Raw genomic sequence first — 21,933 nt, 5'->3', positions numbered from 1 at the left:
CCTGCAGCAGGGGGATTGCGGGTGCCAGGCCTCAAGCCGCGGTCATACGCCGCTCATCCTCCGGCCGCTTCACGCGGAACCAGGCCGCATACATGGCCGGCAAGGCCAGCAGCGTGAGCACCGTGGCCACGATCAGCCCGCCCATGATGGCCACGGCCATCGGGCCCCAGAACACGCTGCGCGACAGCGGGATCATGGCCAGCACGGCGGCAGCCGCCGTGAGCACGATGGGGCGCAGCCGGCGCACGGCCGATTCCACGATGGCGTCCCAGGCCGGTACGCCCTTGGCACGGTCCTGCTCGATCTGGTCGATCAGGATCACCGAGTTGCGCTGGATCATGCCCATCAGCGCGATCACGCCGAGCAGCGCCACGAAGCCGAAGGGGCGGTTGAGCAGAATCAGCGCGCCCGCCACACCGGCCAGGCCCAGCGGCCCGGTCAGGAAGACCAGCATCGCACGGCTGAAGCTGTGCAGTTGCAGCATGAGCAACGTGAAGGTGATGAACAGCATGATCGGCAGGCCGGCCGCGATGGACGCCGAGCCCTTGGAGCTTTCCTCCACGGCACCCGCCACCTCGATGCGGTAGGCGCCCTGCCCTGCATCGCGCCATTTCTTCTCGATGGCCTGCAGGCCCGGCAGCAGTTGCGCGGTCACGGTGGCACCCTGCACGCCCTCGCTCACGTCGCCCTGCACGGTGATGGCGTAATCGCGGTTCTCGCGCCACATCACGCCCGGCTCCCAGGTGAACACGGGCTTGGCGATCTGCGTGAGCGGAATCGACTTGCCCGAGGCCGTGGGCAGGTAGGCGTTGGCGATGTCGGTGATGGCATTGCGCTCATCGAGCGGTTGGCGCAGCTGGATGTCGATGAGTTTGTCGCCCTCGCGGAACTGGCCCACGGTGGTACCCGACAGGATGGTCTTGGACGCCTGGGCGATGGACTGGCTGGTCACGCCCAAGGCGCGCGCCTTGGCCTGGTCCACTTCCAGGCGCAACACCTTCACGGACTCGTTCCAGTTGTCGTTCACGCCGCGCATCTGCGGGTTCTCGCGCAGCGCGGCCTTGACCTCGTCGGCATGGCCGCGCAGCGCCAGCGGATCGGGGCCGACCACGCGGAACTGCACCGGGTAGGGCACCGGCGGCCCATTGGGCAGCAGCTTGACGCGGCCGCGCACCTCGGGGAACTCCTGGGCCAGCAGCGCCGGCAGCTTGATGCGCAGGCTCTCGCGCAGCTTCAGGTCCTGCGGCACCACGATGAACTGCGACACGTTGCTCTGCGGGAACACCTGGTCCAGCGGCAGGTAGAAACGCGGCACGCCCGACCCCACCCAGGTGCTCACGGTGTTCACGCCCGGCTCGGCCAGGAGGCGCGCTTCCACGCGCTTGGTGACCTCTTCGTTGCCCGCGAAGGAGGTGCCTTCGGGGAACCACACGTCCACGATGATCTCGGGGCGGCTCGAATCGGGGAAGAACTGCTGCTGCACCTTGCCCATGCCGAAAATGCCCAGGCCGAAGGTGCCCACCGTGAGGGCGATGGTGATCCAGCGGTGGCGCACGCACCAGGTCACCAGGCGGCGGAACAGGTTGTAGAACGGGCTGTCGAACACCTCGTGCCCGCCGGCCTCCACACCATGGTGCTCCTGGGCATGGGCCACATGGGCCGGCACCTTGAGCAGCAGGGTGCCCAGGTAGGGCACGAAGTAGACCGAGACGATCCAGCTCAGGACCAGCGCGATCACCGTCACCGCGAAGATCGCGAAGGTGTATTCACCGGTGGTCGACTTGGCGATGCCGATGGGCAGAAAGCCCACGGCCGTGATCAGCGTGCCCGTGAGCATGGGCATGGCCGTGAGCTCGTAGGCGAAGGTGGCGGCGCGCACTTTGTCATAGCCCTCTTCGAGCTTGAGCACCATCATTTCCACCGCGATGATGGCGTCGTCCACCAGCAGGCCCAGGGCGATGATCAGCGAACCGAGCGAGATCTTGTGCAGGCCGATGTTCCAGTACCACATGCCCAGGAAGGTCACGGCCAGCACCATGGGGATGGTGATGCCCACCACCAGGCCGGGGCGCGGGTCGATGTACCAGCGCTTCCACAGCGGGTTCTTGCCCGGCCGCTTGTGAAAGCCCAGGCTGATGAAGCTCACGGCCAGCACGATGACCACGGCCTCGATCAGCACCTTCACGAACTCGTTGACCGAGGTGGCCACGGCCTTGGGCTGGTCCTGCACGTTGACCAGCTTCACGCCCGCCGGCAGCAAGCTGCCGATGCGGTCGGTGGCGGCATGCAGCGCCTTGCCCAGCGCAATGATGTCGCCGCCCTTGGTCATGGAGACGCCCAGGGCGATGACTTCCTTGCCCTGGTGGCGCACCTTCACGGCCACCGGGTCCACATAGCCGCGCTTGATCTCGGCGATGTCCCCCAGGCGCAGCTGCGCGCCCGAGGGCCCGCGGATGGGCATGGCCGCCAGGTCTTCGACCGCGTTGAACTGGCCGGCCACGCGCACCTGCACCTGGTCCAGCGGGGTCTGCACGGCGCCCGCGCCCTCCACGGCGTTCTGCTGGCCCAGCTGGGCCAGCACCTGGTTCATGTCCAGGCCCAGCTGCGACAGGCGCTTTTGCGAGATCTCGATGAACAGCTTCTCGTCCTGCACGCCGAACTGCTCCACCTTGGCCACGTCGGGCACGCGCAGCAGTTGCTGGCGCACGTCGTCGGCAAAGGTCTTGAGTTCGGCGTAGCTGAAGCCTTCGGATTCGAGCGCATAGATCACGCCGTACACATCGCCGAAGTCGTCGTTGAAGAACGGCCCCTGGATGCCGGCAGGCAGGGTGTAGCGCATGTCGCCGATCTTCTTGCGCACGGTGTACCAGACGTTGGCCACCTCGCCGGGTTTGGACGAGTCCTTGATCTGGAAGATGATCTGCGACTCACCGGGCTTGGAGTAGCTGCGGATCTTGTCGGCATAGGGCACCTCCTGCAGGGTGCGTTCGAGCTTGTCGGTGACCTGCTCGGCCACCTGCTGCGCCGTGGCGCCAGGCCAGTAGGTGCGCACTACCATGGCACGGAAGGTGAAGGGCGGATCCTCGTCCTGCCCCAGCTGGAAATAGGCCGCAAAGCCCAGCAGCATCAGCACCACCATCAGGTAGCGCGTGAGCGCGGGGTGGTCGAGCGCCCACTTGGAGAGGTTGAACCCCTCTTTTGGTTGGATCTGGCTCATGGCGCCCCCTTACTTCGCCGCCGCAGGGGCTGCGGCCGCGGGCGCATCGGTGGGAGCCGCCGGCAGGGCGGCATTGCCAGGCGCCGTCTGCGCCTTGGCCGCGGCGGCCCCTCCCGTCTTGGGCTGGTACACCGTGACCTTCTGCCCCGGCGAGAGCACATGCACGCCGGTGGACACCACCTGCATGCCGGGCGCCAGGCCGCCGGCCACCACGGCATCGTTGCCGTCGGCCGTGGCGATCTGCACCACCTGCGACTTCACCGTGCTGCTGGCCGCGTCGTACACCCACACCGCCGTGGCCTGGCCCTCCTGGCGCAGCGCGCTGGTGGGCAGCTTGATGGCGGACACGCCGGCATGGCTCAGGGCCTTGGGCCGGGCATAGACCGTGGCGCCCAGCGGGGGCACTTCACTGCCCTCGATGGCCACCTTGACCTGGAAGGTGCGCGTGGCCGCGTCGGCACTGGCCGCCACCTCGCGCACCTTGCCGGCCAGCTCGGCACCGCCCGACCAGCCGCGCACGGCCACATCGGAGCCCACGGCGATCTGGGCCACCTTGTCCTCGGGCACCGCGAACACCACGTCGCGTGGCCCGTCCTGGGCGATGCGTACCACGGGCGTGCCGGCCGCAACGACCTGGCCCGGCTCGGCTTCGATGCCGGTGACCACGCCCGACACATCGGCCACCAGGCGCGTGTAGGTGGCCTGGTTGCCTTGCGAGGACAGTTGGGCGCGCGCCTGGTCCAGCGTGGCCTGCGCGGCCTTCAGGGTGGCATCGCGGCGCTCCAGCTCGGCGCCGCTGATGAAGTTCTGGTCCTTGAGTGTCTGGTAGCGCTTGTAGTCGGCGGCCGCCAGGTCACGCTGCGTGGTGGCCGAGGCCAGCTGCGCGCGCGCCGAATCGGCCGCCAGTTGGTAGTCGCGCGGGTCCAGCTGCGCCAGCACCTCGCCGGCCTTCACACGCTGGCCCAGCTCGGCCTGGCGCTGCACGATCTTGCCCGCCACCCGAAAGCCCAGGCGCGATTCGACGCGGGCCCGCACCTCGCCCGCATACTCCACCTGCGACTGCAGGGCGCCCACGCCCACCGTCATCAGCTTGACGGCGCGCACCGGCTCCTCGGGCGGGGCCGGCCGGGAGCAGGCGGCCAGCACCAGGGCCGAGGCCGCCAGCAACAAAAACCTGGATGGCCGGTGAACGGGCCGCGAGGCGGAGGGTGTGCGCATGGAAAATCCGGTGAATGAAAAAGCCGACACGGAAAACAGCCAGCGCACCGCCCCACAGCCCCAGGCTGCGTCAGGGTAAACACTGGCACCAACAAGTTACTGACTGACTGGTTAGTAATCTATGAGAAACGCCCCCGCCTTGTCAAGCGACAATCACGGCCGTGAACCCTAACCCGCCCTCTTCGACCGCCGCCCCCGCGCCCCCGGCCGCCCCCGCCTCGCAGGGCGCGCCCGCACTGGCCCCGCCGGTCACGCACTACGAGAACTTCCCGGTCGCCTCGCTGCTGTGCCCGCCGCACCTGCGCCCGGTGATCGCAGCCATCTATGCCTTCGCACGCACGGCCGACGACATCGCCGACGAGGGCGATGCCACACCCGCCCAGCGCCTGGCCGACCTGGCCGCCTTCGACGCCGACCTGCATGCCGTTGCCCAGGGCCGCGCGCCCTCAGCGCGCTGGGCCGATGTGTTCGTGCCGCTGCAGGCCGTGCTCGTGAGCCACCGCCTGCCCGTGCCCCTGCTGGCCGACCTGCTCAGCGCCTTCGCCCAGGACGTGGAGAAGACGCGCGATGCCGAAGGCTACGCCGACCGCACCGAGCTGCTGGACTACTGCCGCCGCTCGGCCAACCCCGTGGGCCGGCTGCTGCTGCACCTGTACGGTGTGGACGGCGACGAGGCCCTGGCACAGAGCGACGACATCTGCACCGCCTTGCAGTTGGCCAACTTCTGGCAGGACCTGAGCGTGGACATCCCGCGCGGGCGCCACTACCTGCCGCGCGAAGACTGCGCCACCCATGGCGCCTGCCAGGCCGAGCTGCTGGAATTGCGCAGCAACCCGCAGAATGCCCGCCTCATCCTCGACCTGGCCGCCTGGGCCCGCGCCAGCATGCTGCGCGGCGCCCCGCTGGTGCACCGCCTGCCCGGCCGCGCCGGCTGGGAGCTGCGCCTGGTGGTGCAGGGCGGCCTGCGCATCCTGGACAAGGTGCTGGCCTTGAAGGGCGCCAGCCTGCACACGCGCCCCCGGCTCAATCCCTGGGACTGGTGCGTGATGCTGGGGCGGGCGCTGGTGATGTAGCCCTCGCCTCCAGCGCTCGGGCACACTCGCAGGCATACATACCGAACGACCGCGAACGCGGCACCTGCACACTACCTGGGGAGGGCCCGCTCCTTGTCTTACAAGCATCTCTTCAAGGTCCTCCAATGGGGGCTGATCCTCTTTTGCCTGGGTTTTGCCATCGTGGGCGGCGTGGTGGCCGAGCACGCACTGGAGCTGCTGCAATGCCAGCCGCACGCCGACCCCGCGCTGCGCAGTTGCTCCTGGGTGGGCAATGTGCTGGGTATGCGCCTTGTCCCCTTCCTCACGGCCGGCGGCGTGGCCGACTACCCCTTCGTGCTGCTGCGCAACTTCTGGGCGCTGATCGCCGTGTGGATTCTGGCCCTGGTGGCACTGCGCAGCGCTGAACGCAACGCTGCCAGCGCCGCAGCGGCGGCGCCGGGCAGCAGCCCGCCCGCCCACCCTGGCGTCACCAGCGCCGACGTGGCCCGATGGGCGGCACGTGCGGGCTTCTGGGGACTGCTCCTCGGGCTCGCCGGGTTCTGCATCGCCTTTGGCACACCCATCCTGGGCAACCAGGTGGCCCGGGAGGTGCTGGGCGCACTGGGTTGCTCACCCGGCACGTTCGACCCCTTCTCCTCGCCCTGCATGGCGGCCCCAGGCTTCTGGACGCACCGGTTGGCGCTCTACGTCATCCCGCTCGCGGGCCCACTGCTGGCGCCGCTATGGCTGGTGATGGCATTCTGGGATGTGCTGATCGTGTGGATGCTGCTCACGGCCGCGGCGTACTTTGTGCAAAACCACCTCGCCCGCCAGCGGCCTGGCCGCTGAGCCCCACGACTCAGGCGGCGTTGAGCCATTCGCAAAAAGCCCGCGAAGCAGCATCCTGCGCGGCGCGCGGCGAGAGCATCCAGTAGTACTTCTTGTCGCCCGAGAGCAGCCCCGGGAAGGGCATGGCCAGCAGCCCACTGGCCAGCGCCTCGCCCAGGAAACGCGGGTTGCCCAGCGCCACGCCCAGGCCCTGGATGGCGGCCTGCACGCTCAGATGGGCATGGTCGAACACCAGGTCGCCCGCGGGCTCGATGCCCTCCATGCCCGCCTCCTGCAGCCACTGCTGCCACACCAGCGGGGTGGAACGGCTGTGCAGCAGCGTGTGGCGCGCCAGGTCGCCGGGCTGGTGCACTGCCTTGCCGCCCGCCAGCAGCGCGGGGCTGCACACGGGCGTGAGCACATCGGGCAGAAAGATGCCGGCGCTGATGCCGCGCCAAGGCGTGCGCTGCTGCAGCAGGGCCAGCTCGCCATCGGCAAAGCAGCGGATGGAGACGTCGTAGTCTGCCGGTTCGAAATCGAGGTGGCCCACGGTGGTGACGAGCTGCACGTCCAACCCCGGCATCTGTGCGCAAAAGGCTGCCAGGCGCGGGATCAGCCACTGCGTGGCGAAGGTGGAGGTGGCATTCACCGCCAGGGTGTTGCGCCGTGTGGGCCGCTCGATGCCCGCGGTGGCCTGGGCCATCAGGTCCAGCGCACTGCTCAGCCCCGGCAGGTAGGCCGCCCCCGGCGGCGTGAGCGCCAGGCCCCGCCCCTCGCGCTGCACCAGGGCCACACCCAGCCACTCCTCCAGCGCCTTGATCTGGTGGCTGACGGCGCTTTGCGTCACGCTGAGTTCGCGCGCGGCCTGCGTCACGCTGAGCAGGCGGCCCGCCGCCTCGAAGGCGCGCAGCATGTTCAGCGGCGGCAGGCGGCGCGGCCCGCCGATGGCGGTGGATCCCGATTTGGCATGAGCTGATTTCATGGGTGTGCAAATTATTATCGATAGTCACCGGCACTGCCAGTGCGTAGCATCGGTTCCATGCAAGGTCACAACTGGTTAGATTTGCTCATTGTGTGCCGGGCCGTCGACCTGGCAGGGCCGCGCCCCTCTCGGGAATGCCCGCCCCCATCGGCGCCCCCTGCCTCGGCCACCGGCCAGGCGGCGGCGCATGCCACGCGCGTGGCCTTCTTCATCAGCGGCCTGGCCATGGCCGCGTGGGCGCCGCTGGTGCCGTTCACCCAGGCCCGCCTGTCCATCGGCGAGGCCACGCTGGGCCTGCTGCTGCTGTGCATGGGCGCCGGCTCCATCGTCTCCATGCCGCTGGCGGGCGCGTTCAGTGCGCGCTGGGGCTGCCGCCCCGTGCTGGTGGCATCCGCCCTGCTGGCCAGCCTGGCGCTGCCGCTGCTGGCCCTGGTGCCCAGCGCGCCCTGGCTGGGGGTGGCACTGTTCCTGTTTGGCGCCGGCATCGGTGGGCTGGGCTGTGCGGGCAACATCCAGGCCGTTCTGGTGGAGCGGGCCTGCGGCCGGCCCATGATGTCGGGCTTCCATGGCCTGTTCAGCCTGGGCGGTGTGGCGGGGGCCGGCGGCATGACCGCGCTGCTGAGCGTGCTCGGTGCATCGCTGTGGCAGGCCACCAGTGCCGTGGCGGCCTTGGTGCTGGCGCTGCTGGCGGCAGCCGGGCCGCATTTTCTGGCCCGGGGCAGCGTACAAGGCAGCGCACCCAGGGGCCCGGCCTTCGCGCGCCCCACGGGCGTGGTGCTGTTCATCGGCGCACTGTGTTTCATCCTCTTTCTGACCGAAGGCGCCATGCTGGACTGGAGCGCCGTGTTCCTCTCCCAGGTGCAGGGCCTGCCCGCCGAGCGCGCCGGCCTGGGCTATGCGGTCTTCGCCACGGCCATGACCGGGGGGCGCCTTGCGGGCGACCGCTGGGTGCAGCGCGTCGGCCCACGGCGCGCCGTGCTCGCAGGGGCCGCACTGGCGGCCGCCGGCCTGGCGCTGGCCACGCTGGCGCCCCATTGGCCGCTGGCCCTGCCCGGCTACGCCCTGGTGGGCCTGGGCTGCTCGAACATCGTGCCCGTGCTGTTCTCCCTGGCAGGCCGGCAGCGCGCCATGCCGGAAAGCCTGGCGGTGCCGGCCATCGCCACCATGGGCTACGCCGGGGTGCTCATGGGCCCGGCGCTGATCGGCTTCGTCGCCCACGGCACCAGCCTGGTGGCCGCCATGCTGGTGCTGGTGGCGCTGCTCGCGGGTGTGGCCGCCAGTGCCCGGCGCCTGGGCGCCGTGGATTGACGGAACCCCGACGCCGCACCGGAGTCACACCCCCATGGCTACCGATGGCAGCACCACCGCCCCGCCCGCCGCCACACCGGCCAGGGCCGCCGCACCGCGCGTGGCGGTGCGCTTGCGCGTGGGCGTGCGGCACGCGGCCAACTCGCTGTGCCTGCGCATCGCAGGCCTGGGCACCGCCGCCCTCCCGCCGCCCGCCCAGGACCTGGAGCACACCCTGGCCCAGGTGCTGGCCGCCGCCGACCGCCTGCTGCGCGAGGCCGGCAGCCACCGGCACCGCGTGCTCTCGTGCGAGCTGTTCGTGCGCGAGCCCGTGCACATGGCAGACGCCAGGCGCATGCTGAGCGGCTGGATGGCCGGCGGCCTGCCCCGCCCCCAGGTGGTACCACCGGCCGTGCATGCCCATGCGCCGGTGCGGCCCCTGCCCGGCGCCACGGGCGCCGTGGCCACGCCTTTGGTGGAAGTGGCCCTGGTGGTGGCCCACAGGGCCGGCGCAGGCACGGCGCTGTAAGCGCCTGTTCAAAGCGCTTGCGGGCCGGGCTTCAGCCCAGCACTTCGAGCAGGCGGTCGAGCCCGCCTTCGTTGATTGCCACATGGGCCTGCGCGCGCACCACGGGCTTGGCCCGGTAGGCCACGGCCAGGCCGGCCGCGCCCATCATGGGCAGGTCGTTGGCGCCATCGCCCATGGCGATGGCCTGCGCGGGCGCAATGCCCATCTCGGCACACACCGCGAGCAGCTTGCATTTCTTCTCCTCGCCATCGACGATGTCGCCCCAGGGCTGGGGCAGCAGGCGGCCCGTGACGCGGCCCTGCACCACCTCCAGCACGTTGGCGCGCACCTCGTCCAGGCCCAGGCGCGCCTGCAGCCGGTCGGTAAAACAGGTGAAGCCACCGGTCACCAGGATGCAACGCAGCCCGGCCGCCTTGCAGGCACCGATGAGTTCCTGCACACCCGGGTTCAGGCGCAGCCGGTGCTCGTACACCTCATCGAGCGCCGCTTCGGGCAGGCCCGCGAGCAGGGCCACACGCTGGCGCAGGCTCTCCTTGTAGTCGCTGATCTCGCCCCGCATCGCCGCCTCGGTGATCGCCTCCACGGCCGCACGGCAGCCGGCCAGATCGGCCAGCTCGTCCACGGTTTCGATGGCGATCAGCGTGGAGTCCATGTCGAACGCGATCAGGCGGTAGTCGGACAGGCGCCGGGGCAGCGCCAGCCCGCGCACCTGCAGGCCGGGGGAAAAATCAAGCATGGGCTCAGGTCTCCAGAAATGCGGGGAAAACGACCACGGGGTCACGCACCTGCATGGCCCTGCAGACCCAGCCAGTCGATGAACTGGCGCGCCAGGGCGGCCAGCGGGCTGTCCGTGCGGTACTGGGCATACACGCCCGGGCCCTGCAGGCGCGGGCGCGCGAACAGCGGGCGCAGCCGGTCGGCGTGCACATCCTCCTGCAGCAGGCACCAGGGCACCAGGGCAATGCCCAGGTCGTTCATGGCCGCCTGCATGCACAGGAACTGGTGGTCGAACACCGGGCCCGGCAGCTGCGCCGGCACCTGCAGCCCGGCCAGGCCGAACCACTGCGGCCACGCGTCCATGCCACCACTGACCTGCAGCAGCGGGTGGCCCAGGCAGTCGGCCACGGTGTGCAGGCGGTTGTTCTGGATGAAGCGCGGCGAGGCCACGGGCAGCAGGTAGTCGTCGAGCACGCGCACACAGGTGTGCTCGGGCCGCTGCATGGGCATGCGCTGTATCACCACGTCGTTGCTGGCGTCGGCACGCTCGATGAACTGGCGCCCCATGGTGGACAGCTGCACATCCACCCCCGGCACCAGGGCCTGGAAGCCGCCAAGCCGCGGTATCAGCCACTTCATGGCCAGCGAGGGCGAGGTGCACACGCGCAGCGTGCGCCGGGCCCCCGGCGACTTGACGGCGCTGGTGGCCGCAGCAATGCGGTCCAGGCTGGCCTGCACCTCGGCGAAGTACTCGCGCGCATGGGGCAGCAGCACCACGCCGCGCGCCTCGCGCGTGAACAGCGGCTGGCCCAGGTAGTCCTCGAGGATGCGTATCTGCTGGCTCACCGCGCTGTGGGTGATGCTCAGCTCCTCGGCCGCCGCGGTGAAGTTGGCATGGCGCGCAGCCGCCTCGAAGGCACGCAGGGCCTTGAGCGGCGGGAGCACGCGCGTCGCCATGCGGCCGCCCTCAGCCCTGCCCGGGCGCCGTGCGGCGCATGCGCAAAACCATCTGGCGAACGACAAGGCGGGGCATGGGCAGCGGGGCGGCTTTCAACGCAGGAGAAAAAACAATCTCTTGCATCTTAGGGGAGGACCCCATTAGAAAAACTAACCGCATACCCCATAAAAAACCGCTGGTGGCTGCGGCACCCCGCTCCCTATCATGGCCCACCAGCGGTCACCGCCCCTCCCCCACACGCCATGGCATCCATCACCATCGACGGCATCGTCAAGCAGTTCAGCGGCCAGACCGTGCTGCAAAACCTCTCCCTGCACATCCCCGACGGTGCCTTCTACACCCTGCTGGGCCCCAGCGGCTGCGGCAAGACCACGCTGCTGCGCTGCATTGCAGGCTTCTACGAACCCGATGGCGGGCGCCTGCTGTTCGACCAGGACGACGTGACCCGCGTCTCCACCCACCACCGCGACATCGGCATGGTGTTCCAGGACTACGCGCTGTTCCCCGACAAGTCGGCCTTCGACAACGTGGCCTACGGCCTGCGCGCGCGCAAGGTGGCCAGGCCCGAGATCGCGCGCCGCGTGGGCGAAGCGCTGGAGAAGGTGGGCCTGTCGGCCCTGGCCGAGCGCTACCCCGCGCAGATGAGCGGTGGCCAGCGCCAGCGCGTGGCCCTGGCCCGCGCCCTGGTGATACGCCCGCGCGTGCTGCTGATGGACGAGCCCCTGTCCAACCTGGACGCCAAGATGCGCCTGCAGATGCGCGATGTGATCCTGGACCTGGTGCGCGAGGCCGGCATCACCACCGTCTTCGTCACCCACGACCAGGAGGAAGCCCTGGCCATGTCCGACCGCATCGCCATCATGGACCGCGGCTCCATCGCGCAACTGGGCACGCCCGAGGAGCTCTACGGCACGCCGGTGAATGCCTACGTGGCCGACTTCATCGGCTCGGCCAACGTGATCCCCGTGGCGGCCCGGCGCATGGACGAGGGCAGCAGCGCCGCCGGCACGGCCGCCCATGTGCGCTACCAGCTGGCAGGCCAGGAGCTCGACGGCGTGCAGGGCAGCCCGCAGCTTGCCGGCGACAGCGTGCTCATCGCCCGGCCCGAGGACCTGTCGCTCATGGCCCCGGCCCCGCATGTGCCCAATGCCCTGCACGGCCAGGTGCTGCGCCGCCAGTACCTGGGCTTCAAGACGGCCTACCGCATCGCGCTGCAGGGCGGCCCCGAGATCCGCGTCGAGCTGCATGCCGGCAACACCGTGGCCGACTTCCAGGCCGGCGATGCCGTGCAGGTGCTGGTGCCCGCCGACAGCCGCGTGGTGGGCGCGTGAGCCCCGCATCCACCGAAAGCAAGCCATGAAAATCAACTGGTGGCCCTGGGGCGTGCTGACGCTGGTCAGCCTGGTCCTGCTCTCCTTCTTCGTGCTGTACCCGCTGGCGGTGCTGTTCGGCAACAGTGTGGTGGACGACGGCGGCGGCTACTCGCTGGCCGCCTTCGCCACGCTGGCCCGCGACAGCCAGTACCTGCAGGCCTTCAGGAACACGCTGGTGCTGGGCTTTTCCGTCACCGCCTGCACCGTGCTGGTGGGCGTACCGTTCGCCTACATGGTGGCGCGCTACGAGTTCCCGCTCAAGAACCTGGTGGCCGTGCTGCCTATCATGACCATCGTGATCCCCGAGATCATCGTCGGCCAGTCCTGGCTGCTGATCCTGGGCAACAACGGCCTGCTCACCAACTTCTTCGCCGACCTGGGGATCGAGCTGCCCTCGTTCTACGGCTGGACGGGCATGGTCTTCTCGATGACGCTGGTGTACTACACCTACATCTACCTGGGCGTGCTGGCCGCGCTGCGCGGCTTCGACGGCGCGCTCGAAGAAGCGGGCCTGAGCCTGGGCACCTCGCCCTTGGTGACCAAGATGCGCGTGCTGGTGCCGGTGATGCTGCCCGCCGTGCTGGTCAACGCGCTGGTGGTGTTCACCCTGGTGGTGGGCAACTTCGCGCTGTCCATGCTGCTGGGCAGCCGCGTGCCGCTGCTGTCGGTGATGACCTACAACACCTTCGTGAGCGAGATGGGCGGCAGCCCCGCACTGCAGAGCGCCATGTCGGTGGTGTCCATCGCCATCGTGGCCATCGTGCTGTTCTTCCAGAAGCGCGTGGTGGAGCGCAAGATGTACACCATGACCCAGGGCCGCGCACCGGCGCCGGTGCGCGTGCGCTCGGGCGCGGCGCTGCTGTTCACCGTCGCCGTGGGCCTGGTCATCCTGGCCTCCATGCTGCCGCTGCTGATCGTGTTCGTGGGCGCCTTCACCGAGACCAGCGGCCCCGTGATGCGCTGGGGCAGCTGGTCGCTGGGCAGCCTGCAGCGCGCGCTGCAGGGCGCACCCGAGCCCATCATCAACTCCATCAAGTTCTCGTCCATCGCCACGCTGGCAGGGGTGTCCTTCGCGCTGCTGGTGAGCTACCTGACCATCAAGAAGCGCAACACCTTCACCCAGGCGCTCGACTACATCGTGGTGCTGCCGCTCACCATCTCGGGCACGGTGCTGGGCATTGCGCTGGTGCAGACCTTCAACACCGGCTGGCTCATCCTGGCGGGCAGCTCGGGCATCATGGTGCTGGCCTACACGGTGCGCCGGCTGCCCTTTGCGGTGCGCAATGCATCGTCCACGCTGTTCAACATTCCGGACTCGATCGAGGAGGCCTCCATCAGCCTCGGGGTGTCGCCCTTCATGACCTTTTTCAAGGTCATCCTGCCGGCCATGAAGGCCTCGCTGATCTCGGCCGCCATCCTGATGTGGGTGACCACCATCTCCGAGCTCTCGGCTTCGGTGGTGGTCTACACCGGCGGCCTGGAGACCATGCCCATCGCCATCTTCCGCCAGGTCGATGGCGGGCGGCTGGGCCTGGCCTCGGCCTATGGGGCGGCGCTGGTCAGCGTGATCCTGCTGCCCATCGTGGTCGCCATCAAGGTCTTCCGCATCAACCTGTTTTCCAGCAAGTAAGCCCCATCCATCTTTTCACCACCGAGAGGCCTCCCATGAAGATCAAGACCCTGTTGCAATGCACGCTGGCCGCCATCGGCCTGGCCGCCAGCCTGGCCCAGGCGCAGACCGTGGTGCTGTACTCCTCCAACAACACCGAAACCATCGAGACCGCGCTCAACGTGGTCAAGCAGAAGGCCGGCTCGCTCAACGTGCAGCAGGTCACCGGCGGCACGGGCTCGCTCATGAAGCGCATCCAGGCCGAGGCCAAGAACCCGCGCGGCGACGTGCTGTGGAGCGGCGGCTTCGGCACCATGGGCGCCTACAAGGACCTGCTGGAGCCCTACAAGTCGCCCGACCTGGCCGCCATTCCGGCCGAATTCCGCGGCCCTGGCAACCTGTGGGTGGGCACCAACCTGCATGTGATGGTGCTCATGGTCAACGAACGCCAGCTCAAGGGCCTGGCCGCGCCCAAGACCTGGTCGGACCTGATGAAACCCGAGTGGAAGGGCAAGTTCGCCATCACCGACCCGAGCAAGAGCGCCACCGCCTACATGCTGGTGTACGGCCTGCTCAAGCAGTTCGGCAAGGACGGGCTGGAGAAGATCGCGGCCAACGCCGTGGTCACCTCGTCCTCGGGCACCACGTACAAGGGCGTGGCCGCGGGCGAGTACCCCGTGGGCCTGACCATCGAGTACGCCGCGCAGGAGTACGTGGCCGGCGGACAGAAGGAGATCAAGCTGGTCTACCCCGCCGAAGGCAGCTACCTGGCGCCCGAGGGCATGTTCATCGTCAAGGGCGCCAAGAACATGGAAGCCGCCAAGACGCTGTACAACGGCCTCCTGAGCAAGGAGGTGCAGGAAGCCCTGCTGGTGAAGAACTTCCGCCGCCCCACGCGCACGGACATCGCGGTTTCCAAGCTCACTGCGCTGCCCGACCTCAAGGCGATCAAGATCTTCCCTCTGGACCAGGACAAGGCCTCGCAGGAGTACGAGCAGCTCGTGGCGCTGTGGAACCTCGCTGTCACCAAGGCACGCTGAAGGCGCGTGCGAGTGTAAGAAACATTCATGGGCGGCAAGCCCGGCCAGCGACTCGCATCCCCATGGCGACGACGACCGCCTCAAAAGCCTGGACTGCTATCCAATCCATAGCAATCAGGATCTTGCAGATGCCAGGAGGCTGTTGGGCGAGGGCCCTCAGGGATAACGCCCGTACCGGGACCCGGCCGCGGGGTTAGCCTTGGCACCACGCCCGCACCAAGAATGCAGGCAGTGCGAAGACGCATGCTGTCTTGACCATGATCGCCCAGCCAGCGATGGCGCCACCCGCGCCATCGCTGCCTTGCGCAGGCCGTCGGCATGCGGCCTTCGCTGTCCACGGAACCCACCGGTATCCCATTGAAGGCACAGCATCCATGTCCGTCAGCGTTTTCGACCTCTTCAAGATCGGCATCGGCCCCTCCAGCTCGCACACCGTGGGCCCCATGATCGCTGCGCGCCAGTTCGCCTGCCACCTGCAGGCCACGGTGGGCCTGGCGGCCGTGCACGGCGTGGTGGTGGAGCTGTTCGGCTCGCTCTCGGCCACGGGCGTGGGCCACGGCACCGACACCGCCGTGCTGCTGGGCCTGGCCGGGCATGAGCCCGAGCACATCGACCCCGACCAGATCGCGCCCACCATCGCGGGCATCCGCACCGGCCGCAGCCTGGCCCTGCTGGGGGTGCACAGCGTGCCCTTCGTGGAAAAAGAGCACCTGCTGTTCCGCCGCAAGAGCCTGCCGCTGCACCCCAACGGCATGGCCTTCCATGCGCTGGACGCCCAGGGCGTGAAGATCGCCGAGCGCGAGTACTACTCGGTGGGTGGCGGCTTCGTGACCGATGCGGCGGGCGAGCGTGTGCTCAACGGCAGCGCTGGCGCCGCAGCCGGCACCGCAGGCCACGGCCAGGGCCTGCCCCACCCCTTTCGCACCGGCGCCGAACTGCTGGCCCAGTGCCAGGCCACCGGCCTGTCGGTCGCAGCCCTCATGGCCGCCAACGAGCAGCACTGGCACAGCGCTGCCGAACTGCGCCGCCGGCTCCTGGCCATCTGGCACACCATGGCAGGCGCCGTGCAGCGGGGCTGCGCGGCCACCGGCACCCTGCCCGGCCCCATGCACGTGCGCCGCCGCGCGGCCGAGCTGCACAAGAACCTCAAGGCCCAGCCCGAGGCCGCGCTGCGCGACCCGCTGTCCATGCTGGACTGGGTGAACCTCTACGCCATGGCCGTCAACGAGGAGAACGCCGCCGGCGGCCGCGTGGTGACCGCCCCCACCAACGGCGCGGCCGGCGTGATCCCGGCCGTGCTGCACTACTACGTGAACTTCCTGCCCGGCGCGAACGAGGACGGCATCGCCACCTTCTTGCTCACCGCGGGCGCCATCGGCATCATCTACAAGGAAAACGCCTCGCTCTCGGGCGCCGAGGTGGGCTGCCAGGGCGAGGTGGGCGTGGCCTGCTCCATGGCCGCAGGCGCCCTGGCCGCCGTGATGGGCGGAACGCCCGAGCAGGTGGAGAACGCCGCCGAGATCGGCATGGAGCACAACCTCGGGATGACCTGCGACCCCGTGGGCGGCCTGGTGCAGATCCCCTGCATCGAGCGCAACGCCATGGGCGCCATCAAGGCCATCAACGCGGCCCGCATGGCACTGCGCGGCGATGGCCAGCACGTGGTGTCGCTCGACAAGGTGATCAAGACCATGATGCAGACCGGTGCCGACATGAAGATCAAGTACAAGGAAACCTCGCGCGGCGGGCTGGCGGTGAACGTGGTCGAGTGCTGAGGCAGGCCAGGTGCCGGGCCCTACGCCGGTAGGGTTCCCAGGGCCCTGCCAGGCCCACAGAATCGGGCTTTTTGCCATGTTCACACTGCTTCTTGCCCGCGCGCCCTCCACTTCGCTCGCATGCCTGCCCCTGCTCGCCCTCGCCGCCCTGAGCGGCTGCGGCGGCGGCAGCGATGACCCCCAACCCGACGTCGCCCTGCTGGAAGGCGACTGGCAGCACCAGCGCTGCAATGCCGTCGAAGGCCAGGGCGAACGCAGCTTCATGCGCCTGAAGCGGGAAGACGGCACCCACTTCACGCTCCAGTCGGGCGCGCTGCGCTATGCGAACGGCGATTGCAGCGGCAACGCCACGGTGCAGCTCAGCGCCCCCGGCCAGCCCGTGCAGTTTGTGGCACGCCGCAACGCCAGCACCGCCGCGCTCACCATCTTCTGGGCCAACTGGGCCTACGAACCCGCCACCAACCAGCCCAGCAGCCTGTGGGTGCGCCAGGGCGATTTCCTGTGCCAGTCGTTCTATGCCCCTTCGCCCCGGCCGCCCGCAGCCCCCACGCTGCCCCAGCCTGCAGTGGCCAGCACCAGCGCTTTGGGCCCGAACGACGAGTACAACGTGGAGCGCATCGTGCAGCAGACGGACACGTCCCTGCAGGGGCGGTTCTGCCACGCCCGCACGCCTGGGTGAGCACGGGCCGTACCGCTGGGCGCTGGGACCACCGGGCCCATGCGGCAAGCCTGCCCCGCCCGGCAAGGCGCCTACTGGACCTTCTCGTACACCGCTGTATTGCCCGTGCGCGACGAGCGCAGCTTGAGTTGCCGCCGGTCCGCAGTCGGCACCAGCAGCAGCGGCAGCGTCTTGCCGCTCGGAAGCACGAAGGACGCTCGCACCCCCTCGTCCTGCACGCCGTACATGCCCTGCGTGTGCCGGCCCTGGGAGGAGATGTTCACCACCTCGCCGCCCTTGTGAAACTCCAGGAAGTCCTTGGTGCTGCCGTCGGGGTCGAAGGCCAACTCCCAGCGCCCCAGCAGCCATCCCGGGGACTGCTGCGCAAAAGCGCCCGCACCCGACAAGGCCATGCAGGCCAACGCGGCAGCCGCAACGCGGCGAGGAATCCGTTGAAGAAGGTTCATTGCCCTGGCCCGACTCTGTAAAAGCAGCGAATGTACCGGTACATTCACACCGTGCCATCACACCAATGGGGGGCCACAGATGTCCAACAGCCAGTTCGCCTTTCTCCCACGCAGCTCCGTTCCCGACCGCGCGGCGCTGCAGGCTTCGCTGGACCGGCTCGGCTTCGATGTGAAGCTGCACCCGGACTTCACGCGCTTCGACGACTCGGGTTTCCTGCCCTTCACGCTCAGCGGCGACGAAGGCCCGGGCTTCGAGATCCACTACAGCGCAGCGCAGGACGTGGTGGGCGACGACGACGACTTCGCCGCCATGGCCGATGGCCGCGACTACTGCATCACCATGACCTGGGGCGGCCGCATGAAAGACCTGGCCTGCGTGATGATGGTCAGCTGCGCACTGGCCCGGGATTTCGATGCGGTGGTGTCGTATGAGGGCGAAGAGCCCCAGCCGCTGGAGGACATGCTGCACACGGTGCAGGTGGCGCTCAAGGAAGGGGCGAAAGAGAAATAGCCAGGCGGTCCGCCCATCGCAGTTGCAGGTGCGGGCCCGCACCTGCTGCACCTAACCGAACGTCCTCTTGGGCACCTGCCGTGCCAGTTCCGTGAAATGGCCCACGCTGCCCCATGCGGTGCGCGAGCCCACCACGTACAGCCGCGACTTGGCGCGCGAGGCCATGACGTTGAGGATGTTGGGCACGCCGCCCGCCCACTGGCGGGCGCCCTTCTCGCCCGCCATGGGGGCGCCCAGCACGGCGATCACGGCTTCGGCTTCCTTGCCCTGGAAGGTGTGGATGGTGCCCACGCGCTCGTCGAGCCACTTGCGCGCATCGACCCCGAAGAGCTCGAACAGCTGGGGCTCGGCGCGCAGCAGCAGGCGCATCTCCTGCGCCACCACACGGAAGGGGCAGATCACGTAGATGTCGGGGTTCTGCACGCCCGCGCGGGCCAGCTTGCGCAGCATGCGCATGACCACCTGGCCCTCTTCGGCGCTCCACTTGGGGGCGCTGGCCGTGGAGCTGGTGTCGGGGTCGAACCAGGCCGAGGGGCCCAGGATGTCGGCGACATCGCCCACGCTGTCGGGTCCCATGGCCGGCACCATGCGGTTGTCGTAGGCAATGGCGTTGGAGACACCGAACATGGGCTCCTGGAAGCGGCGGCGCACCAGCAGCGGCAGGCCCACGGTGCGCGTGCCCTCAGGCGTGCGGAAACGGGCCTGGAGGGTGCTGGCGCTGTCGGCCAGGGTCTGCACGGAGGCCTGCGGTGCGCACCAGAGGCTGCGGTCCACGCGCTGCTGCAGCGAGATCTGGTTGACCAGGTTCTCGGGAATGGTCACCACGGGCGGAATCTGCAGCGTATCGCCCACGATGACCGCGCGCCGCGCCCGCAGGATCGCGCCCACGGCCGCCTGGGGCGTGGCCTGCCCGGCCTCGTCGACCAGCAGCCAGCCGAACGATGCCGCCGGCAGATCCCCCAGCATGCGGTGGACGGAGGCAAAGGTGGTGGACACCACGGGCACCACCAGGAACAGGCTGGACCACAGGTCCGGCAGCAAATTGCGCCGGGCCGCATCGGGGAAGGTGCCCGACTGCAGGGCCGCCATGAGCACCCCCAGGTTGTGCTCCATTTTGTGCGCGGCCACGGTGACGAAGGCCTTGTGCACGTCGAGCGCGGCGACGAACAGTTTTTCACGCTGCTGGTGGATCTGGTCGTCGAGCCAGGGCACGGCCAGGTTCCAGGCCTCGTGGCCACGGTCGAAGAAGGATTCGTCGACGAAGCGGTCGCCGATGCGGGCATAGGCCTCCCGGAGCTGGGCGCCCAGATTCTCGACCTCCCGCTGCGCTGTCTCGAGCTGGGCATTGGTGAGCCCCAGGTCCTCGGCAAAGCTCTTTTGCCGCTGCGCGGCGGCCTCCAGCTCGGACTGGGCCTGCGCCTCGGCGCGCACGGCCTCGCGGTGCACGCCCTCGCGCACGGAGGCCTCCGACATCCAGCGCCGGAACGCCTCCGAGACAAACACCCGCGCCGAGACACCGGGGCGGGCTGCCTGCAGGGCCTGCAGTTCGCGCTCGGCCGCCACGACGGCCGCGCGGGCCTTGCTCGAACCCTCGATGGCCAGGGCATAAGCCGCCGCCGCCGTGCTCAGGGAGCGGGCGACGGTCTTGTGCCGGGTGTACAGCTGGTTGACTTCATCGCGCAGCCGGGTCAGGCGGGGCGCCAGGGTGCGCGCTTCTTCCAGCCGGGCCAGGATGCCCTCGACCGAGTGCTTGAGGTCGATGAAGGACTTGCGGGCGCGCCTCCATTGCTGCATCGCAGCATCGCCGCTCAGCGGCCGCTCGGCAGCGACGATGCGGGGGGCCACCATGCGCGGCGGCTGGCCTTCGGCCGCGGGCTCCGGCCGCGACACGTCCAGCCCGCGCGCCGCCTTGAGGTAGGTGGAAAAGCCGAAATCCTCGTGCAGCCAGAAGCGCTGGCGAAAATCCCGGCGGTTGCGGCTGTTGCCCAGGGCGGCCGCCATCAGCCCCCAGGGATGGTCGGCCGGGTCGGCGGGGAAGTTCCGCTCCTCGCCGTACAGAAGGGCCCGCGCGGTGGCGGCAAAGTAACGCGGGCCGGGCTCGATGCTGCGGCCGGAAGGCAGTTCGCGGCTGACGTTTTCCACCGCCTTGTTGTTGCTCGATGCGACCAGCACCTCGAAGCCCTTGATCCGCGGATCCAGCCCATGCAGGTGGAGAAATTCGCCATCGCCCACCTGGAACCTCTGGCCCGTGGGGATGAAGGCCTTGTTCGGATCGTCGAACTCCGCCAGCCGGGCCGCGCGGCTCTCCACGCAGTGGGCCACCAGGTCGCGCAGCAAGGTCATCTTGCCAGTGCCGGGCGGGCCATTCACCGCCAGGATGCCCTGCCTGTCGCCCGCAAACTCCGCGCGCGCCGCGTTCACGGCCGCCTGCTGCAGCGTCACCACCGGGTGGCTGCCCCGGCTGGGCCAGCGTGCGGGCGGAAAGCGCGCGGGGGCGATCAGCTCGGCAATGCCGGCCGTGTCCTTGAGCAGGTCGCCTACGGCCGCGGGCTTCAGCACGGACAGGTAACGCAGCAGGGCTTCGGGCGCGGCCCCGCTGTCCACCATGGCACGCGCCCTGGCCAGATCGTCGAGGTAGAACGAGTTGATGGGCGGCGAGTCCGGCGCGCCCTCCAACTTGGGGTGGCGGTACAGCCGCGCCACGAAGCTGGGCGGCAGCACATGGTCGGGGCGCAGGCCCAGGGTGGCGCACAACCAGCCATGGCTGTCGTTGATGGTCTTCAGGTCGAGCGGCAGGGGCCGGCCCTCGCCGTCCACGCGGGCCAGGCGCCGGTGCAGTTGCTCGCGCAGCAGCTTTTCGGCGTCGGGCCAGCGCGCCAGCGCGCCGGCCTTGCCGCGCAACACCGCCGGCACACCCCACGCAAAGCTGGAGATGGACACCGTATCCGGCCCCGCGAGCTGGCCGTCCTGGTCCACGATGGCCATGGCGATCGGCGCCCGGTGCCGCTGGTAGGTGCGCGTCTCTTCGTCCTTGCCGAACGAGGACAGCAGATCGGTCATGCACATTTCCATGCTGACCTCGCCCAACACCACCAGGTAGAACAACCTGAAGGGAGGCTTGTAGGACTGCTCACCGCGCTGCCACGGCAGGGGTTCGCCATCGACCCGGGCGATGGCGGCACGGTCGCCGCCGACCAGGGTTGCCGGATCGGTATAGGCCAGCGGGGCCAGCACCTCGAGCGACAACCAGGCGGACAGGATGGCATGGGCCGAGTCCGGCGCCGCATGCAGGCTCGCGGAAGACGCCGACTCCAGCGCGGCCAGGGCGTCCCGGGCCTCGCCATCACCCGCCTGTGCCTGTGCCTGCACCGCGGCCGGCACGGGCACCGACACCGGCCCGGCGGGTGCTGCGGGCACCGGCTGGCCCGCACGTGCGCCCACCGGCCGGGGCGCCACGGCGGGGAGAGAGAGGGAAAACGGTGCGCGGTCCACGGAAGTCGGCAGCCCGTTCAGCGCAGGCGGCGGGTGTGGACCGGCATGGGCCGGCGGGCGATGTTCCTGATCTGCGGCAATGGCATGGGCGACCTCCCTCGTACCCTGTGTGGCTTCGTGCGGCATGGACAGATCGGCGGTGCCCTCCCCGGCGTCAGGGCGGTTGTCTGGGGGGGAGGGCATGGCTATCCAAAAATGCGCGCAGCCGAGCATGTTACATGCGACTGGGCGCCGCTCC

Annotated in this window: 17 protein-coding genes; 10 read left to right on the top strand and 7 right to left on the bottom strand. The window is 69.4% G+C overall.

The genetic code is table 11. From position 1 onward, the window contains the following. Positions 1-31: 31 nt before the first annotated feature. Together HNP48_RS23000 and HNP48_RS22995 are read right to left on the bottom strand one after the other, a co-directional pair. Complete coding sequence (locus tag HNP48_RS23000) at positions 32-3,217, bottom strand: efflux RND transporter permease subunit (RefSeq protein WP_184861470.1); 3,186 nt, start codon at positions 3,215-3,217, stop codon at positions 32-34. Between the two features lie 9 nt (positions 3,218-3,226). Continuing rightward, positions 3,227-4,435, bottom strand: a complete 1,209-nt coding sequence (locus HNP48_RS22995; RefSeq protein WP_184861468.1) for an efflux RND transporter periplasmic adaptor subunit — start codon at positions 4,433-4,435, stop codon at positions 3,227-3,229. 161 nt (positions 4,436-4,596) lie between these two features. On the opposite strand from HNP48_RS22995, the gene hpnC reads away from it, so the two are divergent. Further along, positions 4,597-5,508, top strand: a complete 912-nt coding sequence (gene hpnC / locus HNP48_RS22990) for a squalene synthase HpnC (RefSeq protein ID WP_311773850.1) — start codon at positions 4,597-4,599, stop codon at positions 5,506-5,508. A 93-nt stretch (positions 5,509-5,601) separates the two neighbouring features. Then, positions 5,602-6,318, top strand: coding sequence for a hypothetical protein (locus HNP48_RS22985; RefSeq protein WP_184861466.1), 717 nt, complete (start codon positions 5,602-5,604; stop codon positions 6,316-6,318). Between the two features lie 10 nt (positions 6,319-6,328). Here the strand turns inward: HNP48_RS22985 and HNP48_RS22980 are convergent, their stop codons facing one another. Beyond that, the gene (locus HNP48_RS22980) at positions 6,329-7,279 is read right to left on the bottom strand and encodes a LysR substrate-binding domain-containing protein (RefSeq protein WP_260420346.1); all 951 of its coding nucleotides are present in this window, start codon (positions 7,277-7,279) and stop codon (positions 6,329-6,331) included. 57 nt (positions 7,280-7,336) lie between these two features. On the opposite strand from HNP48_RS22980, the gene HNP48_RS22975 reads away from it, so the two are divergent. Then, positions 7,337-8,587 carry an MFS transporter gene (locus HNP48_RS22975; RefSeq protein ID WP_184861463.1) on the top strand — a complete coding sequence of 417 codons (1,251 nt, stop codon included), beginning with the start codon at positions 7,337-7,339 and terminating at the stop codon, positions 8,585-8,587. A gap of 34 nt (positions 8,588-8,621) precedes the next feature. After that, on the top strand, positions 8,622-9,095 hold the full coding sequence (locus tag HNP48_RS22970) for a hypothetical protein (protein WP_184861462.1): 474 nt from the start codon (positions 8,622-8,624) through the stop codon (positions 9,093-9,095). A 31-nt stretch (positions 9,096-9,126) separates the two neighbouring features. On the opposite strand, the gene serB is transcribed toward HNP48_RS22970, so the two are convergent. Together serB and HNP48_RS22960 are read right to left on the bottom strand one after the other, a co-directional pair. Further along, positions 9,127-9,831, bottom strand: coding sequence for a phosphoserine phosphatase SerB (gene serB, locus HNP48_RS22965; protein ID WP_184861460.1), 705 nt, complete (start codon positions 9,829-9,831; stop codon positions 9,127-9,129). A gap of 41 nt (positions 9,832-9,872) precedes the next feature. Continuing rightward, positions 9,873-10,769 (bottom strand): LysR substrate-binding domain-containing protein, encoded by an 897-nt coding sequence (locus tag HNP48_RS22960; RefSeq protein ID WP_184861458.1) that lies wholly within the window; start codon positions 10,767-10,769, stop codon positions 9,873-9,875. Between the two features lie 243 nt (positions 10,770-11,012). Between HNP48_RS22960 and HNP48_RS22955 the strand changes: the two genes are divergently transcribed. The 5 genes from HNP48_RS22955 to HNP48_RS22935 all read left to right on the top strand — a co-directional run bounded on the left by HNP48_RS22955 (position 11,013) and on the right by HNP48_RS22935 (position 17,246). Continuing rightward, positions 11,013-12,101 (top strand): ABC transporter ATP-binding protein, encoded by a 1,089-nt coding sequence (locus HNP48_RS22955; RefSeq protein WP_184861456.1) that lies wholly within the window; start codon positions 11,013-11,015, stop codon positions 12,099-12,101. A 25-nt stretch (positions 12,102-12,126) separates the two neighbouring features. Then, positions 12,127-13,773: an iron ABC transporter permease gene (locus HNP48_RS22950; RefSeq protein WP_184861454.1), complete on the top strand. Its 1,647-nt coding sequence runs from the start codon at positions 12,127-12,129 to the stop codon at positions 13,771-13,773. 35 nt (positions 13,774-13,808) lie between these two features. Then, on the top strand, positions 13,809-14,792 hold the full coding sequence (locus HNP48_RS22945) for an ABC transporter substrate-binding protein (RefSeq protein ID WP_184861452.1): 984 nt from the start codon (positions 13,809-13,811) through the stop codon (positions 14,790-14,792). A 374-nt stretch (positions 14,793-15,166) separates the two neighbouring features. Continuing rightward, positions 15,167-16,567 (top strand): L-serine ammonia-lyase, encoded by a 1,401-nt coding sequence (locus HNP48_RS22940; RefSeq protein WP_184861450.1) that lies wholly within the window; start codon positions 15,167-15,169, stop codon positions 16,565-16,567. Positions 16,568-16,643: 76 nt separating this feature from the next. Then, positions 16,644-17,246, top strand: a complete 603-nt coding sequence (locus tag HNP48_RS22935; RefSeq protein ID WP_184861448.1) for a hypothetical protein — start codon at positions 16,644-16,646, stop codon at positions 17,244-17,246. Between the two features lie 71 nt (positions 17,247-17,317). On the opposite strand, the gene HNP48_RS22930 is transcribed toward HNP48_RS22935, so the two are convergent. Beyond that, a complete protein-coding gene (locus HNP48_RS22930) occupies positions 17,318-17,692 on the bottom strand; it encodes a hypothetical protein (protein WP_184861446.1) in 375 nt (124 codons plus the stop codon). 79 nt (positions 17,693-17,771) lie between these two features. Here HNP48_RS22930 and HNP48_RS22925 point away from each other — a divergent pair, with 79 nt between their 5' ends. After that, entirely contained in the window at positions 17,772-18,203 is a 432-nt protein-coding gene (locus tag HNP48_RS22925) for a hypothetical protein (RefSeq protein WP_184861444.1), read from the top strand. A gap of 51 nt (positions 18,204-18,254) precedes the next feature. On the opposite strand, the gene HNP48_RS22920 is transcribed toward HNP48_RS22925, so the two are convergent. Then, a complete protein-coding gene (locus HNP48_RS22920; RefSeq protein ID WP_184861442.1) occupies positions 18,255-21,878 on the bottom strand; it encodes a DEAD/DEAH box helicase in 3,624 nt (1,207 codons plus the stop codon). Positions 21,879-21,933 lie beyond the last annotated feature (55 nt).

Origin of the sequence: Acidovorax soli, assembly GCF_014207955.1 — a bacterium.
GTDB lineage: Bacteria > Pseudomonadota > Gammaproteobacteria > Burkholderiales > Burkholderiaceae_C > Acidovorax > Acidovorax soli_A.
The sequence above is the reverse complement of the archived record's forward strand: the minus strand, read 5'-3'. Positions and strand labels throughout refer to the sequence as shown.

Excerpts from the sequence above, each read along its gene's own strand:
- HNP48_RS23000 (WP_184861470.1), bottom strand. The coding sequence starts at position 3,217 with ATGAGCCAGATCCAACCAAAAGAGGGGTTCAACCTCTCCAAGTGGGCG.
- HNP48_RS22995 (WP_184861468.1), bottom strand. The coding sequence starts at position 4,435 with ATGCGCACACCCTCCGCCTCGCGGCCCGTTCACCGGCCATCCAGGTTT.
- HNP48_RS22980 (WP_260420346.1), bottom strand. The coding sequence starts at position 7,279 with ATGAAATCAGCTCATGCCAAATCGGGATCCACCGCCATCGGCGGGCCG.
- HNP48_RS22975 (WP_184861463.1), top strand. The coding sequence starts at position 7,337 with ATGCAAGGTCACAACTGGTTAGATTTGCTCATTGTGTGCCGGGCCGTC.
- HNP48_RS22970 (WP_184861462.1), top strand. The coding sequence starts at position 8,622 with ATGGCTACCGATGGCAGCACCACCGCCCCGCCCGCCGCCACACCGGCC.
- serB (WP_184861460.1), bottom strand. The coding sequence starts at position 9,831 with ATGCTTGATTTTTCCCCCGGCCTGCAGGTGCGCGGGCTGGCGCTGCCC.
- HNP48_RS22960 (WP_184861458.1), bottom strand. The coding sequence starts at position 10,769 with ATGGCGACGCGCGTGCTCCCGCCGCTCAAGGCCCTGCGTGCCTTCGAG.
- HNP48_RS22955 (WP_184861456.1), top strand. The coding sequence starts at position 11,013 with ATGGCATCCATCACCATCGACGGCATCGTCAAGCAGTTCAGCGGCCAG.
- HNP48_RS22950 (WP_184861454.1), top strand. The coding sequence starts at position 12,127 with ATGAAAATCAACTGGTGGCCCTGGGGCGTGCTGACGCTGGTCAGCCTG.
- HNP48_RS22945 (WP_184861452.1), top strand. The coding sequence starts at position 13,809 with ATGAAGATCAAGACCCTGTTGCAATGCACGCTGGCCGCCATCGGCCTG.
- HNP48_RS22940 (WP_184861450.1), top strand. The coding sequence starts at position 15,167 with ATGTCCGTCAGCGTTTTCGACCTCTTCAAGATCGGCATCGGCCCCTCC.
- HNP48_RS22935 (WP_184861448.1), top strand. The coding sequence starts at position 16,644 with ATGTTCACACTGCTTCTTGCCCGCGCGCCCTCCACTTCGCTCGCATGC.
- HNP48_RS22930 (WP_184861446.1), bottom strand. The coding sequence starts at position 17,692 with ATGAACCTTCTTCAACGGATTCCTCGCCGCGTTGCGGCTGCCGCGTTG.
- HNP48_RS22925 (WP_184861444.1), top strand. The coding sequence starts at position 17,772 with ATGTCCAACAGCCAGTTCGCCTTTCTCCCACGCAGCTCCGTTCCCGAC.
- HNP48_RS22920 (WP_184861442.1), bottom strand. The coding sequence starts at position 21,878 with ATGCCCTCCCCCCCAGACAACCGCCCTGACGCCGGGGAGGGCACCGCC.